Origin of the sequence: Methylobacterium sp. 77, from assembly GCF_000372825.1 — a bacterium.
Lineage (GTDB): Bacteria > Pseudomonadota > Alphaproteobacteria > Rhizobiales > Beijerinckiaceae > Methylobacterium.
The window spans coordinates 2,335,142-2,352,457 of record NZ_KB910516.1; the positions used below are offsets into that span (position 1 = coordinate 2,335,142).

General features: G+C 68.0%; 15 protein-coding genes. 13 read left to right on the forward strand and 2 right to left on the reverse strand.

Annotated features, from left to right (window positions below; genetic code table 11):
- Positions 1-99 precede the first annotated feature (99 nt).
- The 5 genes from A3OK_RS22695 (at position 100) to A3OK_RS0111140 (ending at position 4,101) form a co-directional block, all read left to right on the forward strand.
- A complete protein-coding gene (locus A3OK_RS22695) occupies positions 100-1,059 on the forward strand; it encodes a LysR substrate-binding domain-containing protein (protein ID WP_019904941.1) in 960 nt (319 codons plus the stop codon).
- 30 nt (positions 1,060-1,089) lie between these two features.
- Entirely contained in the window at positions 1,090-2,139 is a 1,050-nt protein-coding gene (locus A3OK_RS0111125; RefSeq protein WP_019904942.1) for an AbrB family transcriptional regulator, read from the forward strand.
- A 4-nt stretch (positions 2,140-2,143) separates the two neighbouring features.
- The gene (locus A3OK_RS0111130) at positions 2,144-2,500 is read left to right on the forward strand and encodes a diacylglycerol kinase (RefSeq protein ID WP_019904943.1); all 357 of its coding nucleotides are present in this window, start codon (positions 2,144-2,146) and stop codon (positions 2,498-2,500) included.
- A gap of 148 nt (positions 2,501-2,648) precedes the next feature.
- The gene (locus A3OK_RS0111135; protein WP_026597148.1) at positions 2,649-3,707 is read left to right on the forward strand and encodes an asparaginase; all 1,059 of its coding nucleotides are present in this window, start codon (positions 2,649-2,651) and stop codon (positions 3,705-3,707) included.
- Between the two features lie 10 nt (positions 3,708-3,717).
- A complete protein-coding gene (locus A3OK_RS0111140; RefSeq protein ID WP_019904945.1) occupies positions 3,718-4,101 on the forward strand; it encodes a hypothetical protein in 384 nt (127 codons plus the stop codon).
- Positions 4,102-4,129: 28 nt separating this feature from the next.
- On the opposite strand, the gene A3OK_RS0111145 is transcribed toward A3OK_RS0111140, so the two are convergent.
- The gene (locus A3OK_RS0111145; RefSeq protein WP_019904946.1) at positions 4,130-4,876 is read right to left on the reverse strand and encodes a glucose 1-dehydrogenase; all 747 of its coding nucleotides are present in this window, start codon (positions 4,874-4,876) and stop codon (positions 4,130-4,132) included.
- 107 nt (positions 4,877-4,983) lie between these two features.
- On the opposite strand from A3OK_RS0111145, the gene A3OK_RS0111150 reads away from it, so the two are divergent.
- On the forward strand, positions 4,984-5,307 hold the full coding sequence (locus A3OK_RS0111150) for a helix-turn-helix domain-containing protein (RefSeq protein ID WP_019904947.1): 324 nt from the start codon (positions 4,984-4,986) through the stop codon (positions 5,305-5,307).
- A gap of 116 nt (positions 5,308-5,423) precedes the next feature.
- On the opposite strand, the gene A3OK_RS0111155 is transcribed toward A3OK_RS0111150, so the two are convergent.
- Positions 5,424-5,894, reverse strand: a complete 471-nt coding sequence (locus tag A3OK_RS0111155; protein ID WP_019904948.1) for a hypothetical protein — start codon at positions 5,892-5,894, stop codon at positions 5,424-5,426.
- A gap of 180 nt (positions 5,895-6,074) precedes the next feature.
- On the opposite strand from A3OK_RS0111155, the gene ilvA reads away from it, so the two are divergent.
- The 7 genes from ilvA to A3OK_RS0111190 all read left to right on the forward strand — a co-directional run bounded on the left by ilvA (position 6,075) and on the right by A3OK_RS0111190 (position 17,288).
- Entirely contained in the window at positions 6,075-7,730 is a 1,656-nt protein-coding gene (gene ilvA / locus A3OK_RS0111160; protein WP_081631187.1) for a threonine ammonia-lyase, biosynthetic, read from the forward strand.
- A 230-nt stretch (positions 7,731-7,960) separates the two neighbouring features.
- The gene (locus A3OK_RS0111165) at positions 7,961-10,111 is read left to right on the forward strand and encodes a methyl-accepting chemotaxis protein (RefSeq protein WP_019904950.1); all 2,151 of its coding nucleotides are present in this window, start codon (positions 7,961-7,963) and stop codon (positions 10,109-10,111) included.
- A gap of 86 nt (positions 10,112-10,197) precedes the next feature.
- A complete protein-coding gene (gene lgt / locus A3OK_RS0111170; RefSeq protein WP_019904951.1) occupies positions 10,198-11,082 on the forward strand; it encodes a prolipoprotein diacylglyceryl transferase in 885 nt (294 codons plus the stop codon).
- Entirely contained in the window at positions 11,079-12,218 is a 1,140-nt protein-coding gene (locus A3OK_RS0111175; RefSeq protein WP_019904952.1) for an SAM-dependent methyltransferase, read from the forward strand. The genes lgt and A3OK_RS0111175 overlap by 4 nt, the downstream gene beginning before the upstream one ends.
- Before the next feature lie 107 nt (positions 12,219-12,325).
- The gene (locus tag A3OK_RS0111180; RefSeq protein WP_019904953.1) at positions 12,326-12,649 is read left to right on the forward strand and encodes a rhodanese-like domain-containing protein; all 324 of its coding nucleotides are present in this window, start codon (positions 12,326-12,328) and stop codon (positions 12,647-12,649) included.
- Between the two features lie 143 nt (positions 12,650-12,792).
- A complete protein-coding gene (locus tag A3OK_RS0111185) occupies positions 12,793-13,941 on the forward strand; it encodes an efflux RND transporter periplasmic adaptor subunit (RefSeq protein ID WP_019904954.1) in 1,149 nt (382 codons plus the stop codon).
- 137 nt (positions 13,942-14,078) lie between these two features.
- Positions 14,079-17,288 carry a multidrug efflux RND transporter permease subunit gene (locus A3OK_RS0111190; RefSeq protein WP_019904955.1) on the forward strand — a complete coding sequence of 1,070 codons (3,210 nt, stop codon included), beginning with the start codon at positions 14,079-14,081 and terminating at the stop codon, positions 17,286-17,288.
- The last annotated feature ends 28 nt before the right edge of the window (positions 17,289-17,316 follow it).

The following is a 17,316-nucleotide window of genomic DNA, read 5'->3' on the forward strand; positions in this document are numbered from 1 at the left end:
ACGCGGAAGCAATCCTGGAATCGTTCTGAGACACCCTTATGAACCGCGCTCATCCGTTTGGCTAATGCATCGTCGCAAAGGTTGCGATAGATGGAGCCTATGAATGTCTCGGGATTGTCCCTAAGGGATCTGGAATACGCGGTCGCCGTCGCCGACGAGAACCATTTCGGCCGCGCCGCCGAGCGCTGCAACGTCACCCAGCCGACGCTGAGCGTGCAGGTGCGTAAGCTCGAAGAAGCCCTCGGCCTCGTCCTGTTCGAGCGCGGCAACCGGCGCGTGATGCTGACGCCGGCGGGGCAGAACATCATCCGCCAGGCGCGCGCGGTCCTGGCCGAGGCGCAGCGCCTGCTGGCTCTGGCGAGCGAGGGGCGCGGCGCGCCGCTCACCGGGCGCCTCGTCCTCGCCGCGATCCAGACCCTCGGGCCGTACCTGTTTCCCCTGGTGCTGCGGACGCTGCGCCAGGAATTCCCGCTGCTCTCCCTCGCCCTGAGCGAGGCGAAGACCGCCGAGATCCTGGAGGGACTGCGCGACGGTCGCGTCGATGCGGCACTGATCTCCCTGCCGATACCGATCTCCGGTCTCACCGTGTCGTCGCTCTTCGTCGAGCCGTTCCTGCTCGCCTGCCCTTCGGACCATCCCCTCGCCCAGGGCGGGGCGTTGCGAGCGACGGACATTTCCGGGCCGGACCTGCTTCTCCTCGACGAGGGCAATTGCCTGCGCGACCAGGCCGTGGCGGCGTGCGGCGCCGGCTCTGCGGTGGGCCGCCACGCCACCAGCCTGGAGACGCTGCGATCGATGGTGGCGGCGGGGGCGGGATACACCCTGCTCCCCGCCCTTGCCGTCCCGGCCGGTGCCGATGCCAGCGGCCTGACCGTGACACGCAGCTTCGACGTCGACGGGCCCGGCCGGACCATCGCGCTGGCATGGCGCTCCAGCGATCCGCGCGCGGCCGGCCTCTCGCATCTGGCGAGTTTCTTCAGGGCGCATGCGCCGGCCGGGACCGCGGCGTTTCGCGACGATGCCGGCAGCCGCCGTGACAGCGTCATCGATCCGGTGTAGCGCCGGCTGCCCTCCGAACACCGGTTCCCCGTGCCCAGTCTGCGCTCCCTCGGCCTCTGGACGGCCCTCGTCGCCGCGTCGGCCGCCCTCGCCTATAGCCTCACGCTGGCGCGGTTCCCGGCAGCGCTCCTGCTCGGCCCGATGCTGGTCGCCATCGCCTTCGGGGTCGGCGGCGCGAGCCTGTCGCTGCCGAGATCGGCGTTCCAGGCAGCCCAGACCATCATCGGCTGTCTCGTCGCCAAATCGGTCACCGCCGATATCGTCGGAACCCTGCTCGATGACGGCGTCCTGATCCTCGCCGTCGTCCTCGTCACCGTGATGGCCGGTGCCCTCGTCGGCTGGGCCCTCACCCGCCTGCGTATCCTGCCCGGCAGCACCGCCGCCTGGGGCTCGTCCCCGGGAGGGGCCGCCGCCATGACGGCCATGGCCGAGGAATACGGCGCGGACCCGCGCCTCGTTGCCTTCATGCAGTATGTCCGCGTCGCCGCCGTGGTCCTGTCCGCCTCGATCGTCGCCCGTATCCTCACCGATGCGTCCGGTCCGGCCAAGGCGGCGGCCTTGTCGGAGGTCGGCAGCCTGTCCGTGCTGGCGACCCTGGCGGTCGCCGGGGCGGGCTTCTTCCTGGCGCGTCTGCTGCGCCTGCCGGCGAGCGCCCTCGTCGGGCCGATGATCCTGGGCGCGGTGCTCCATGCCACGGGCGTGGTGTCGATGGCGCTGCCGGAGCCGCTGCTCGACCTCGCCTATGCCTGCATCGGCTGGTATGTCGGACTGCGCTTCACGGCGCAGACCTTGCGCGAGACGGTCGCCGCCCTGCCCGGCATCCTCGTCGCCACCTTCGCCGTCATCGCCCTGTGCGGCGGATGGGCTTTCGGCCTGACCTTCCTGCTTCCGGTGGATTTCCTCACCGCCTTCCTCGCCACCAGTCCCGGCGGGCTCGATTCCGTGGCGATCATCGCGGTCGGCTCGAAGGCGGACGTGTCCTTCGTCCTGGCGGTGCAGACGCTCCGGCTGTTCGTCGTCCTCCTCACCGGTCCGCTTCTCGCCAAGTGGATCGCGCGCGGCGCGCCCGCGGATCGCTGAGGTCATGCACGCGCTCTATCTCGCCTTCCTCAATTCCTGGCGCGGGATCGTCCACGGTGCCCGGACCGAGCGGGCCCTGCGCCTCGAACTCGTCCTGCTGGTGATTGGCCTGCCGGCGGCGTTGCTCGTCGGCGGAACGCTCTGGGTCCGGGTGGCGCTGCTGGCGAGCCTGTTGCTGATGCTGGCGGCCGAGTTCCTGAACACGGCCATCGAGAAGCTCTGCGACCATCTCCATCCAGCGCAGCACCGCAAGATCGGCATCGTCAAGGATCTCGCTTCGGCCGGGACGTTCATGGCGCAGGCCATCGCCGCATTGATCTGGATCGCGGCCCTGATCGAGCGTCTGTTCGTTCAACCCTGACGCGACACCAAGTCGACGAACCGGATTCATTCGGTGCGCGATGTCGTCCCGACGACGTCCGCCGCCCTGGACAGAGATGGGCCAGTCATCCAACCGTCGTGACAGGGCCGATCCCGCCGGGACCGGTCGCGTGAGACGAGGTGCGTTCATGACGGCGTCGACGATCTTCAGACAAACACTGTTGGGCCTCACCGGTCTGCTGTTCCTCTTGCATCCGGCGGATGCGGCCGACCTGCCCAAGATCGCCGTGATCGCCACCGGCGGCACGATCGCGATGAAGCTCGATCCGGTGACGCATGCCCCCGTCCCCGCGCTCTCGGGCGAGGATCTCGTCGCGGCGGTGCCGAAGCTGAAGGACATCGCATCGATTGCCGTGACGGAGTTCAGCAACGTCCCGAGCGATTACATGGGGCCTGACCGCTGGCCCGGCCTCTCGCGCAAGGTGGATGAGGTTCTGGCCGATCCGGCGATCAAGGGCGCCATCATCCTGCACGGCACCGATACGCTCGACCAGACCGCCTATTTCCTCGATCTCACCCTGAAGAGCGAGAAGCCGGTGGTGCTCGTCGGCGCCCAGCGCAACGCCTCCGACTGGGATTCGGACGGCTCCCGCAACCTCCTCAACGCCGCCCGCCAGATCCTCGCCGAGGGATCGACGGGCATGGGCGTGACGGTGACGCTCAACCATCACATCAATGCCGCCCGCGAGGTCCGCAAGACCCACACCAGCAATGTCGAGACCTTCAATTCGGGCGATGCCGGCTTCCTCGGCTACGTGGACGAGGACCGCGTGATCTTCAGCCGCAAGTCCCTGCGGCGCCAGACTCTGCCACTGCCCGACCGCATGCCGCGGGTCGATCTCGTGGCGATGTATGCGGGGGCCGACGGGAGCCAGGTGCGCCATGCGGCCGAGACGGGCGCCGAGGCCATCGTGGTCGAGGCCTATGGCTGGGGCAACATGAACGCCGAGATGCACGACGCCATCGTTGACGTCATCGCCAAGGGCGTGCCGGTGATCGTGGCGACGAAGGTCTATAATGGCCGCGCCCTGCCGGTTTACGGCTTCAAGGGCGGCGGCAACACGTTGCTCAAGGCCGGGGCCGTCTTCGCCGACGACCTGACCCCGGACAAGGCCCGCATCCTCACCCTGATCGCGCTGCCGAAGACCAAGGACCGGGCGGCGCTCCAGGCCCTGTTCGACAAGTAGGGAGCACGGAATGGTGGCGGACTTTACGCGGGCGGGGCCGGCCGGATGGGTCCGGCAGGTCGGCCCGATCCGCCTCCATCTGAGCGACGAGAACGGCGCGCCGAATGCCGCACAGGTCGCGGTAGCGGATCTCGTCACCGCGTCGCTCGGCCCCCTGCGAAACCAAGCCGCGTCCTATCTCGACCTGTTCGTGGACCGGGCGAAGGCCTGTGGCCGTGGCGATGAGCCCTGGTGGCTGGACGAGGTCGAGTTCCGCGATCCCGCCAGCTTCGATCCCGTCTGCTACGCGCTCCGCTTCACCCTGGAGGGCGACGATGGCGGCCTCTGGACCGTCGACATGCGGGCCGAAGCGGACGGACACCGGCCCATCCGCTTCGAGCGCCGCCAGGGCTGAGCCGTCGTCAGCCCCGCGTCCACGATGGTCAGCGCACGCCGCCGGCCGCGTTGATCACCGCGCCGGTCACCCAGCGGGCCTCGTCGGAGGCGAGGAACGCGACCACGTCGGCGACGTCGTCGGGCTGCCCGGCGCGACCCAGCGGCGTCTGCGCGACGAGCCCCGCTTCCATCTCCGAGCCGGCGATGCCGGCGCTCTGCGTCCCCTCGGTGACGACGTAGCCGGGGCTGACGGCGTTGACGCGGATCCTGCGCGGGGCCAGCTCGTTGGCGAGCACGCCGGTGATCGCGTTCACCGCGCTCTTGGTGGCGGTGTAGACCGCCGAGGCAGGCATCTCGATGTCGGTGATCGCGGACGAGATGTTGACGATGCTGCCGCCCTCGCCGAGGTGCTTGGCCGCCGCCTGGGAGGCCAGGAGGACGCCGAGCACGTTGACGTCGAAGAGCTGGCGGTAATGCGCCTCGGTCACCTCCTCGATGGTGGCGAAGGCGTAGACGCCGGAATTGTTGACCAGCACGTCGAGGCGGCCGAACTGCGTCACCGCCGCCTCGATCACCGCTTGCGCCTCCGTTGCCTTGGTGACGTCGCCCCGTACCGCGACCGCCCGGCCCCCGGCCGCCACGATGGCGGCGACGACGGCCTCCGCCCCCTCCCGGCTCGACGCGTAGTTCACCACCACCGCCGCGCCGTTTTTCGCTAGTGCTTTGGCGATCCCTGCGCCGATCCCCTTCGATGCGCCGGTCACCACGGCCACCTTGCCTGCAAGCTTCGACATCTGTGCTAACCTTCACCCTGGGGCGGCCCGGAAGCGGCGCCGTTGATCCCATAGTTCAGGAATTCGGAACTAGCGGAGCACGGTTCAAGACCCCAGATGGATAAAAGATGAGGCCGCTGTTCCACCCCGCCATCGAGGACGTTCGCCCGGAGGCGATCCTGCACGCCCTGTCCGACCCCGCGCGCGCCGCCATCTTCGCCAGCATCATGCGGGCCGGCTGCGTCGAGGCCTGCGCGTCGGTGTCGAAGCTCGGCGACCGGGTCATCCCGAAATCCTCGCTGTCGAGCCACATCAAGGTGCTGCGCGAGGCCGGCCTGATCCGCAGCGAGCGCCACGGCGTCGAGATGCGCAACCATACGCGCTGGGACGAGGTCGAGGCCCGCTTCCCCGGCCTGATCGCCGCCATCGTCAACGCCTACGCGGGGACCTAGCCGTCAAAATCTGACGGATGGAACTTGCCCCCTGGGGCTGCTTTCGACTCAACTCCAGTCGTTCTGGGCCCCCGAGGCGATGCCCGAAAGCGGTCGTTCGTCGCTCCAGATGGCGCTTACGATACACCGCGCGGATCGACGTACTGCTTCAGCACGGCGAGGTTAGCGAAGGGAGCAGGCCACAGCACGATCCGGTAGTGATCGTCGCCGTCGAGGTTGTCTTCGCTCAGGGTACCCAGTCCGCCATGATAGGTCCGGATCCGGTATGTGCCCGTCGAGACCGTCAGGACGTCCACCGATCCTCCGGTGCATTCGTGGATTTCAAGCTTGCCTGACGGTAGGTCGAGGCTGGCCTCAGCGACGTGATCCCATGCGTCAAGGTCGAGGTCCGGCGGTTCGTCCCTGATCTCGACCTCGACCGGCACGTCCATGTTACGTTCGGGCTGAACGACGACCACGAACGGTCCTGTCTTGATGCGGCGGGCCGTATCCTCCTCGCTGTACTCCGTCGGGGCATCCGGACTTGCCCCATGATCCCGCAAGTAGAACTGATGGTAGTCGGCGAAGATACTGTAGCGCTTGATCATGCTGCTCACATCCGATGCGATAGGAAGAAAGCCAACGCGGATTGTTGGCCTAAAGCGACCGGTACCAGCCTACCCCTGGATCTTTCCGTCCAGCGTGACACGGTCCTCGCTGCGATGTCTGCTTCGATACAACTGCCGTTCGGAAGCAGACAGGCAGAACCCCACCCATCTCGGACGGTCATGGCGGGTACCAACCGTCGGATCTCGACCACTGAGTGTGAAGCCCCCTCGCTCGCTTCTGCTGCCCCGAAGGTCTATGTGCGGGTGTCTTCCCGTCGCGATGCACCATCCGGAGCCCGTGTCTCCTTGACCGACTATATCCGCAAGATCCTCACCGCCCGCGTCTACGACGTCGCGATCGAGAGCCCGCTCGATCCGATGCCGCGCATGTCCGCGCGGCTGGGGCGCCCGGTCCTGCTCAAGCGCGAGGATCTGCAGCCGGTCTTCTCGTTCAAGCTGCGCGGCGCCTACAACAAGATGTCGGGCCTCTCGCCGGAGGTGCTGGCCCGTGGGGTCGTCTGCGCATCGGCGGGAAACCATGCCCAGGGCGTGGCGCTGGCCGCCGCCCGTCTCACCGTGCGCGCCGTCATCGTGATGCCGCGCACCACGCCCGCCATCAAGGTCGATGCCTGCCGCGCGCGCGGGGCCGAAGTGGTTCTGTTCGGCGACACGTTCGACGAGGCGCTCGGCCGTGCCCGCGAATTGGAAGCCGAGCAGGGGCTGACGTTCCTGCACCCGTTCGACGATCCCGACGTGATCGCCGGACAGGGCACCATCGGCATGGAGATCCTGACCCAGCACTCCGGACCGATCGAGGCGATCTTCGTGCCGATCGGCGGCGGTGGCCTGGCCGCCGGCATCGCCACCTTCGTGAAATACCTGCGGCCCGAGACCAAGGTCATCGGCGTCGAGCCGGACGACGCCGCCTGCATGGCTGCGGCCCTGGCCGCCGACGAGCGCGTGATCCTGCCGACCGTCGGCCTCTTCGCCGATGGGGTCGCCGTGCGTCAGGCCGGCGAGGAGACCTTCCGCCTCTGCCGCGAGCATCTCGACGAGGTCATCACGGTGGATACCGACGCCATGTGCGCGGCGGTCAAGGATATCTTCGACGATACGCGCGCGGTCTCCGAACCGTCCGGCGCCCTGGCTCTGGCCGGCGCGAAGGCCTACGCCGCGCGCGAAGGCGGCTCGGCCGGGACGCTGGTGGCGATCTCGTCGGGGGCCAACCTCAATTTCGATCGCCTGCGCCACATCGCCGAACGCGCTGAGATCGGCGAGCAGCGCGAGGCCCTGCTCGGCGTGACCATCCCCGAGACGGCGGGCGCCTATCGCGACTTCATCCGCCATCTCGGACCGCGCGCGATCACCGAGTTCAACTATCGCTACGCCCGCTCGGCCGAGGCGCAGATCTTCGTCGGCATCAACCTGCCCGGCGGCATCCTGGAGAAGCGCGCACTCGTCGCCGACCTCCGCGCCGAGGGCTACAGCGTGGTCGATCTCAGCGACAACGAGATGGCCAAGGTCCATATCCGTTACATGGTCGGCGGCCGCTCCACCGGCCTCACCGACGAGCGCATCTACCGCTTCCAGTTTCCGGAGCGTCCGGGTGCACTCCTGCGGTTCCTCGACGGCCTGGCGGACGGGTTCAACATCACCCTGTTCCACTATCGCAATCACGGGGCCGATTACGGCCGGGTGCTGGCCGGGATCAGCGTCCCCGCCGAGGAGCGGCAGCGCTTCGACGCCGCGCTGGACGCCCTGGGTTACCCCTGCGTGGACGAGACCGACAACCTCGCCTACCGGTTGTTCCTGGATAACGGCCAGTATGCGGAGTGAGCCAAAGCGCTGAGTGAGCGTGGGCGTCGCTTGGTATGATGTCTACGCAAGTACCCGGCAGGTGCGGGACCGAAGACGACAACGCCTGGTTTCTTTTGCCTGCCGCGTGACAACGATTGCCGGAATGGCATTACGCCGCGAGATTTTTTGGAGAACGCTGCGCCGCGGGAACACTTCCTCAACGCGCCATGGGTTTACTGCCGGCCTTATTCGCAAAGGCAGTTTCTCATATGTCGGTCGCCACCAGCCTCAATGTCCGCCTTCCGGTCATCATCGTCGGACTGGCGATGGCCAGCACGGCGCTGATGGGCGGCCTGAGCTGGTACTCCGCGCGATCGGGCCTCACCGAGGCGGTCCAGGAGCGGCTCGAATTCGCCGCCTCCGCCCGGAAGACCGGTCTGGAACTGATCGCCGACCGTGCCGGCGGCGACCTTCTCGCCACCGCCAACAACAACCAGGTCGCCAGCAATGTCGGTGATCTGATCGAGGCGCTCGATCCGGCGAAGGCCGAGTATGCCGGCCTCGTCCAGGCCTTCACCGGCCCGGCGACGGCTCAGGAGCGGATGGCGGTGGAGGGCGCGGGCACGATGTATGGCCGGCGCCATGCCAAGGTTCAGGAGGTCGGCCGCAAGCTCTTGGAACGTCCCGGCTATGCTGACCTGCTCTTCGTCGATGAGGACGGCCGCATCGTCTACACCACCACCAAGGGCGCCGATTTCGCGCATAGCCTGTCTGAACCGGCGCTCCAGGCGTCGGGCCTCGCCCGGCTCGTCGAGCGTCTGAAGACCGCCGAGCCCGAGACGACGCTGTCCCAGGATTTCGCGGCCTACCCGGCCGAGGCCGGTCCGTCCGCCTTCTTCGGACGCGCCGTCGCCCGACGCGCCAACGTCGCCATGGGGACGGGTCAGGCCGCCTCGCGGATCGGCTTCGTCGTCCTGCGCGTCACGCCCGCCCTGTTCGACGCGTCCTTGTCGGAGCGAAACGGCCTGGGCGCCACGGGCCAGGTGATGGCCGTCGGCGCCGACGGCCTGCTGCGCAGCAACCCGCCGCTGTATGCGGGCCTCAAGGCGGGCATGCCCGCCACGAAGACCGGCCTCGACGCCGAGAGCCTCAAGACCGGCAGACCCTTCGTCTACGGCAGCGGCGAGACCGCGCGTCTGGCCGCGACCTCCTCGATCTCGGTGCTCGGCGCGCCCTGGACCATCGTCGCCGAACAATCCCAGGATGAGGCGCTGCATTCCGTCGGAAGCCTGACGAAGTCCTTGACTCTCTCCGCCCTCGCCGTACTCGCGGCCACCGCTATCCTCGGGCTCCTCTTCGCCCGCAGCATCGTTCGGCCGCTCGGGGCCCTCGCCCGCGCCCTCCAGGCCCTGGCCCGGCGCGAAACCCTCGACGAGGTTCCCGGCAGCCGCCGTGCGGATGAGATCGGCGAGATCGCCCGCGCCGTCGTCACCATCCGCGACATCTCGCTGGAAGAGGCGGCGCAGCAGCTTCGCACCACCGAGGCCGCCCGCATGCGCGAGGAGACCGAGCGCCGCGCCCTGCTCCGCGAACTCGCCGATAATTTCGAGCGTTCCGTCGGCAGCATCGTCGATGGCGTGTCGGCCGCCTCGTCGAGCCTCCACGACGCGTCGAACAGCATGACCAATACGGTGGACGGCACGGTCCGCCGCTCGACCTCCGTCGCGGTCACCGCCCACCAGACCGCCGGCAACGTCAACGCCGTCGCCGCCGCGGCGGAGGAGCTCGGCGCCACGGTGCAGGAGATCGGCCGTCAGGTCGAGCAGGCCGCCGAGATGTCGCGCTCCGCCGTGGACGAGGCGAGCCGCACCGCCGAGACGATGCGGACGCTGTCCGACGCCGCCACGCGGATCGGCGACGTGGTCGGCATGGTCTCGCAGATCGCCTCGCAGACCAACCTTCTCGCCCTCAACGCGACCATCGAGGCCGCGCGTGCCGGCGAGGCCGGTCGCGGCTTCGCCGTCGTGGCCGCCGAGGTGAAGAACCTCGCCGAGCAGACCTCCCGTGCCACGGCCGACATCCACCAGCAGGTGGCGGCGATCCAGGGTGCGACCAACGGCGCCTCGGGCGCGATCCAGGGCATCGTCTCGCGGATCGAGAGCATGAGCATGGTCACCGGCAGCATCGCCGCGGCGGTGGAGGAGCAGAGCCTCACCACCCAGGAGATCGTCCGCAACATGGGGCAGGCTTCGGCCGGGACCGGCGCCATGACCACGGATATCGAGGAGGTCGCCCGCTCGGCCGCCGAGGCAGGCACCTCCGCCGGGAAGGTTCTGCGGGCTTCCGAAGACCTTTCGACCCAGTCCGACAGCCTGCGTTCGGAAGTCGGACAATTTCTCGCGACCGTGCGCGCCGCCTGAGCCGGCATACGCCTCCCGCGTCGACCGAGGGTTGACGCGGGAGGTCCGGCGCGTCCAAACGCGGCCTCATCCCTGGAGGCCAGCCGATGCCGCCGTTGCTCGCCCTGCCCTTCCCCGCCATCGATCCCGTGGCGGTGGCGCTCGGGCCGATCACCATCAAATGGTACGCCCTGTCCTACATCGTCGGCCTCGTCGGCGGATGGTTCTATGCCCGCCGGCTGGTGGCGGCCGACCGGTACTGGGGCGTCGTGCGCCGCCCCAGCCTCAACGACATCGATGACCTGATCGTCTGGGTCGCCCTCGGCGTCGTCCTCGGTGGCCGCATCGGCTACGTTCTGTTCTACAACCTGCCGCTCTATCTCGACGACCCGCTCGAGATCCTGGCGATCCGCAACGGCGGCATGTCCTTCCACGGCGGCTTTCTCGGCGCCGTGCTGGCGATGGTGCTGTTCGCCCGCTCGCGGAAACTCTCGCCCTACACCCTGCTCGACCTCGCCGCCGTGGTGGTGCCGATCGGCCTGTTCTTCGGCCGCATCGCCAATTTCGTGAATGGCGAGCTCTGGGGCCGCATCGCGCCCGATTTCGCCTATGCCATCGTGTTCCCCACCGGCGGCCCGCTGCCGCGGCATCCGAGCCAGCTCTACGAGGCGCTGACGGAAGGCGCTCTGCTGTTCGTCGTCATGGCGATCGCGGTGCGGAGGTTCGGGTTCCGCAAGCCGGGCCTGCTCGGCGGCATCTTCGTCCTCGGCTACGCCCTGGCGCGCACATTCTGCGAATTCTTCCGCGAGCCCGACCGGCAACTCGGATACCTGTTCGGCACCGGGGACTGGCGCTATGGCGGCATCACCATGGGGATGCTGCTCTGCGTGCCCATGGCCCTGATCGGCATCGCCTATATCGTCCTCGCCGCTCGCGGCGCGACACGGCCGCGCCATCCCGTGGAGGAGGTGGCGCGGGCCGACGCGGCATGACCACGCCGCTCTTCGCCGAGATCCGCGACGAGATCGTCGAATCGGGCCCGATCGGCATCGCCCGCTACATGGCGCTCTGCCTCGGCCATCCTTTCCATGGCTATTACCGCACCCGCGATCCCCTCGGCGCGCGCGGCGATTTCATCACCGCGCCCGAGATCAGCCAGATGTTCGGGGAGCTGATCGGGATCTGGATCGCCGCCACTTGGGCTTCGTCGGATTGGGCTTCGTCGGATCGGGCCTCGACGGCCGCCCCCGGACCTCTCGTCCTGGCGGAACTCGGCCCCGGCCGCGGCACGCTGATGGCGGATGCCCTGCGTGCCCTGGCGCGGGCTGCGCCGGACCTGAGGCCGAGCCTCCACCTCGTCGAGACCAGTCCCGTCCTGCGGGCCGAGCAGGCATCCCGCCTCGCGGCAACGACCCCGAATGGCTCGGCGACGGTTTCCGTGACTTGGCACGACGGGATCGAGACGCTGCCCGACGGGCCGATGATCGTCATCGCCAACGAGTTCTTCGACGCCCTCCCGGTGCGCCAGTTCCAGCGGACGGAGCGCGGCTGGTGCGAGCGCCTCATCGGCCTATCACCGGATGGTGGCCGCCTCGCCTTCGGTCTCGCCGCCGAACCCGACAGGGAGATCGCGGCCGAGGCACCGGTCGGCGTCGTCATGACGGTGCCGGGACCGGCCCTCGATCTCGTGCGGGCCCTGAGCCGCCGGATCGTCGCCCAGGGCGGCGCCCTGCTCGCCGTGGATTACGGCCATGTCCGTCCCGGCTTCGGCGATACGCTCCAGGCGGTGTCGGCGCATCGCTTCACCGATCCGCTGCTCGCGCCCGGCGAGGCGGATCTCACGACCCATGTCGATTTCGCCGCCCTCGCGCGCGCCGCCTCGGCCGAGGGCGCCCGCGTCGACGGTCCGCTCGAACAGGCCGCGTTCCTGGTCAATCTCGGCCTGAATCAGCGCGCCGACCGGCTCAAGCGCGCCGCCACGCCGGAACAGGCGGAGGCGGTCGACGTGGCTCTCGCCCGCCTCACGGCGTCCGGACGGCGTGGGATGGGCAGCCTGTTCAAGGCGGTCGGGATCGCCGATCCGAGACTTCCGCTCCTCGCCGGCTTCGTTCCGTCCGGCTCTGCGTAGTCATCGCGCCCCTGGGCGGTGCCGTCGCGGGATTTGCCGTGATGATGCCTGACGCATAAGAACATTCGCCAGCAACCACCGATTGGCGACCGAGCGAGGGTACGGGCATGAACGTTGTCGATCTCGACAGGGAGACGATCAAACAGGGTCTCGATGCCGGCTCGATCCTGCTCATCGACGTGCGTGAGCCGCATGAATTCGCGGCCGGTCACATTCCCGGCTCCGTCACCCACCCGCTATCGACCTTCGACACCCGCGCTCTGTCGGCCTTGATCTCGGAGGACGGGCGCCGTCCGGTCTTCTCCTGCGCCGCCGGCGTGCGCTCGGTCCACGCTCTGGCCGCCGCGCAATCCGCCGGGCTTTCCGTCGAGGAGCATTACGTCGGCGGATTCAAGGACTGGTATTCCGCCGGGGAAACCGTCGAATCCTGAACCCCGGCCGTCCGGAGCGTGCCCGATCCGAGGGGCTCGCCTGTATTCCACCCCTCAATCCCATCGATCCTCGGGCGATGTGCGGCAACGCACGACATCACGGGAACGGTGCCTTTAGCTCGCAGGGCGCAGGGAAAAGCATCATGATCAAGCGTCCGCTCACCGGATGGTCGTCCGCGATCGTCCTGTCTGCCGTGTTTCTGGCCGTCGCATCTCCGGTTTCCGCCCAGGCGCCCGGCGGGCCGCCCCCCAAGGTGACCACGGCCAAGCCGGTGGTGCGGGAAATCGTCGAGACCGACGTCTATACGGGCCGGTTCGACCCCGTGGAGATCGTCGACGTCCGCGCGCGCGTCACCGGCTATCTCGAGAAGGTCAATTTCGTCGACGGCGCCACGGTGAAGAAGGGCGACCTGCTCTTCGTCATCGATCGCCGGCCCTACAAGGCCTCTCTCGACCAGGCCAAGGCCGCACTCACCTCCGCGCAGGCCGGCCTGAACTTCTCGCAGACCGATCTCGAGCGCGCGCAGACCCTGAGCCGTTCGGGCAACATCTCGGAACAGGTGACCGATCAGCGCCGGCAGGCGTCGCAGACCGCCCAGGCCAATGTCGACAGCGCCGACGCGCAGTTGCGCCAGGCCCAGCTCAACTACGACTTCACCGAAGTCCGGGCCCCGATCTCGGGCCGCATCAGCCAGCGCCTCGTCACCGAGGGCAACATCGTCATCACCGACCAGACCCAGCTGACGACCATCGTCTCCCTCGACCCGATCTATTTCGGCTTCACCGTCGATGAGCGGTCGTTCCTGAAATATCAGGGCTCGCTCGGGATCGGCATGGGCCAGACCCAGAAGGGCAAGGGCGTTCCGATCCTGATCGCGCTCACCAATGAGGCCAAGCCGACCCGCAAGGGCGTCCTCGACTTCGTCGATAACCGAGTCGACAACGCCACCGGCACGGTGCTGCTGCGCGCCACCGTCGAGAACCCGGACGGCTTCATCAAGCCGGGCCTGTTCGGCATCGTCTCGCTTCCGGCGACGAAGCCCTTCCAGGGCATCCTCCTTCCCGACGACGCCATCTCGGCCAATCAGGACAAGCGCATCGTCTACGTCGTCGCCGACGACGGCTCGGTGAGCACCCGCGACGTGAAGCTCGGCCCTAAGGTCGATGGCTACCGCGTGATCCGCGAAGGCCTGAAGGGCGACGAGAACGTGGTCGTCAACGGCCTCTCGCGCGTCCGCCCCGGCGCCAAGGTGACGGCCGAGGCGACCACGCTTCCGCCGAGCCGCACCTGACGCGCGACGCATTTCAAGACCGGCCCCGCCAGCGCCGCTCCCCGTCGAGGGGGGCTTCCGGCGGGTCCGTGACGGCGAACGAAGAAACATTCCCGCAGAGGTGGCCACGGGCTCCTCAGCGGCGAGAGGTTTGACCGATGCGCTTTGCCCACTTCTTCGTCGATCGGCCGATCTTCGCATCGGTGACGTCGATCATCTTCCTGATCCTCGGCTACGTCTCCTACGAGTCGCTGCCCGTGGCGCAATATCCAGAGATCGTGCCGCCGACCGTGGTCGTGCGCGCCTCCTATCCGGGCGCCAATGCCGAGACCGTGGCGGCGACGATCGCGACCCCGATCGAGCAGGAGGTGAACGGCGTCGACAACATGCTCTACATGACGTCGTTGTCGACCAACGACGGCAACATGCAGCTGACCGTCACCTTCAAGGTCGGCACCAACCTCGATATCGCCAACGTGCTGGTGCAGAATCGGCTGTCGGTGGCGCAGCCGCGCCTGCCGCCCGACGTGCGCAACCTCGGCGTGACCGTGCGGAAATCCTCGCCCGATCTGATGATGGTCGTGCACCTGCTGTCGCCCGACAACACCTACGACCAGAACTACCTCTCCAACTACATCTACCTGCGCATCCGTGACGAGCTGCTGCGCCTCGACGGCGTCGGCGACATCACCGTGTTCGGCGGCAGCGAGTACGCCCTGCGCATCTGGCTCGATCCGAACAAGCTCGCCGCCTACGGGCTCTCGACCACCGACGTGATCTCGGCTCTGCAGGAGCAGAACGTCCAGGTCGCCTCCGGCGCCCTCGGCGCGCCCCCGGCGCCCAAGGACAACGCGTTCCAACTCGTGGTCCAGTCCCAGGGCCGCTTCCAGACGCCCGAGGAATTCACCGAGGTCATCGTCAAGGCCAGCGACGGCCGACTGGTGCGGGTGAAGGACATCGCCCGCGTCGAGATGGGGCAGAAGGACTACACCACCCAGTCGTTCCTCAACTCCACCCCCGCCGTCGGCGTCGGCGTGTTCCAGCGCCCCGGCACCAATGCGCTCGAGGCCGCCACGCAGGTGCGGGCGACCATGGAGACGATCAAGAAGAACTTCCCGCCGGGGGTCCAGTACCGGATCGCCTACAATCCGACCGAGTTCATCGAGGAATCTGTCCACGAGGTCTACAAGACCCTGTTCGAGGCCGTGGGCCTCGTGGTCATCGTGGTGCTTGTCTTCCTGCAGAGCTGGCGGACCGCGCTGATCCCGGTGATCGCGATCCCGGTCTCGCTGATCGGCACCTTCGCGGCGATGGAGGCCTTCGGCTTCTCGATCAACAACCTCACCCTGTTCGGGCTGGTGCTCGCCATCGGCATCGTCGTCGACGACGCGATCGTCGTGGTGGAGAATGTCGAGCGCAACATGGCCGAAGGGCTCTCGCCCGGAGACGCCGCGCACAAGACCATGGACGAGGTCGGCGGCGCGGTGCTCGCCATCGCGCTCGTCCTGTCGGCGGTGTTCATTCCGACCGCCTTCATTCCCGGCATTTCGGGGCAGTTCTACAAGCAGTTCGCGCTGACCATCGCGGCCTCGACCATCATCTCGATGTTCAATTCGCTGACGCTGTCGCCCGCCCTCTGCAAGCTGCTGCTCAGGCCGCATCACGAGCATGCCAAGCCGAAATTCTTCCTGACCCGGTTCATCGCCTGGTGCGCCCATCTGTTCAATCGCGGCTTCGAGAAGCTCTCGAACGGCTATGCGGCGACGATCGGCTTCCTGACCGGCCGCATGATCGGCCTGCTCGGCATGATGGTCGTCTATGCGGCGATCATCGCCGGAACGCTGCACGTGGCGACGACGACGCCGACGGGCTTCATCCCGCAGCAGGACCAGGGCTACCTAATCGGCGTCGTCCAGCTGCCGGCCGGCTCGGCGCTGGAGCGGACCACCGCCGTGGTGCGGCGTGCCGCCGACATGGCCCTCAAGGTCGATGGCGTCGCCGATGCCGTCATCATCTCGGGCTTCGACGGCGCGACCTTCACCAACACCACCAATGGCGCCGTGATGTTCCTGGTCCTGAAGGGAGCCAAGGAGCGCGCGACCACCGGCCGGACGGCGGCGGCGATCACCGGCGACGTGTTCAAGGCCACCGCCTCGATCCAGGAAGCGCGTGTCCTGTTCATCCCGCCGCCTCCGGTCCGCGGCCTCGGCACGGGCGGCGGCTTCAAGATGCAGATCGAGAGCCGTCAGAACTCGGCCATCGGCCCGCTGCTCGCGGCCGCCAACGAGGTTCTCGGACAGGCCAATCAGAGCAAGGACGTCCAGCGCGTCTTCACCACCTTCGGCAACGACACGCCTCAGCTCTTCATCGACATCGACCGCACGATGGCGCGGATGCTGAACGTGCCGCTGGCCTCGGTCTTCGCGACGCTGCAGACCAATCTCGGCGGCGCCTACGTCAACGACTTCAACACCTTCGGCCGCATCTACCAGGTCCGTGCGCAGGCCGATGCCGCCTTCCGTCTGGAGAAGCGTGACATCGAGCAGCTCAAGGTCCGCTCCTCTACCGGTGCCCTGGTGCCGATGGGAACGCTGGCCTCGATCCGCGAGATCACCGGCCCGCAGATCGTGCAGCGGTTCAACCTGTTCTACTCGGTCCCGATCCAGGGCGATGCCAAGCCCGGCGTGTCGACCGGCCAGGCCCTCGAAGCCATGGAGAAGATCGCCCAGTCGCTGCCCGAGGGCTACGCCTACGACTGGACCGAGATCGCCTTCCAGCAGAAGGCGACGGGCAATACCGCGATCTACGTTTTCGGTCTCGGCGTGCTCCTCGTCTTCCTGGTGCTGGCGGCTCAGTACGAGTCCTGGGCGCTGCCCCTGGCGATCATCCTCGTGGTTCCGACGGGGGTGCTCTCGGCCCTCGGCGCGGTCCAGTTCCGGGGACAGGACAACAACATCCTGACCCAGATCGGGTTGATCGTGCTCATCGGCCTCGCCGCCAAGAACGCGATCCTGATCGTGGAATTCGCCCACCAACTCGAAGAGACGGAGAAGAAGGGGCCGGTCGCCGCCGCGGTGGAAGCCTGCCGCCTGCGTCTGCGCCCGATCCTGATGACGGCCTTCGCCTTCATCCTCGGTACCGTGCCCCTCGTCATCGCCACCGGCCCCGGCGCCGAGATGCGTCAGGCCCTCGGCACGGCGGTGTGTTTCGGGATGATCGGCGCGACCTTCTTCGGTCTGTTCCTGACGCCGGTCTTCTACGTGGCGATCCGCAGGATCCTGATCTGGGTCGCGCGCAAGCGCGGCAAGGATCCGCACGATACGACACCCGACACGCACGATCCCCACGCCACGCCGACACATGCGTGAGACAACGGGCTCCGGCACGCGCGACGGC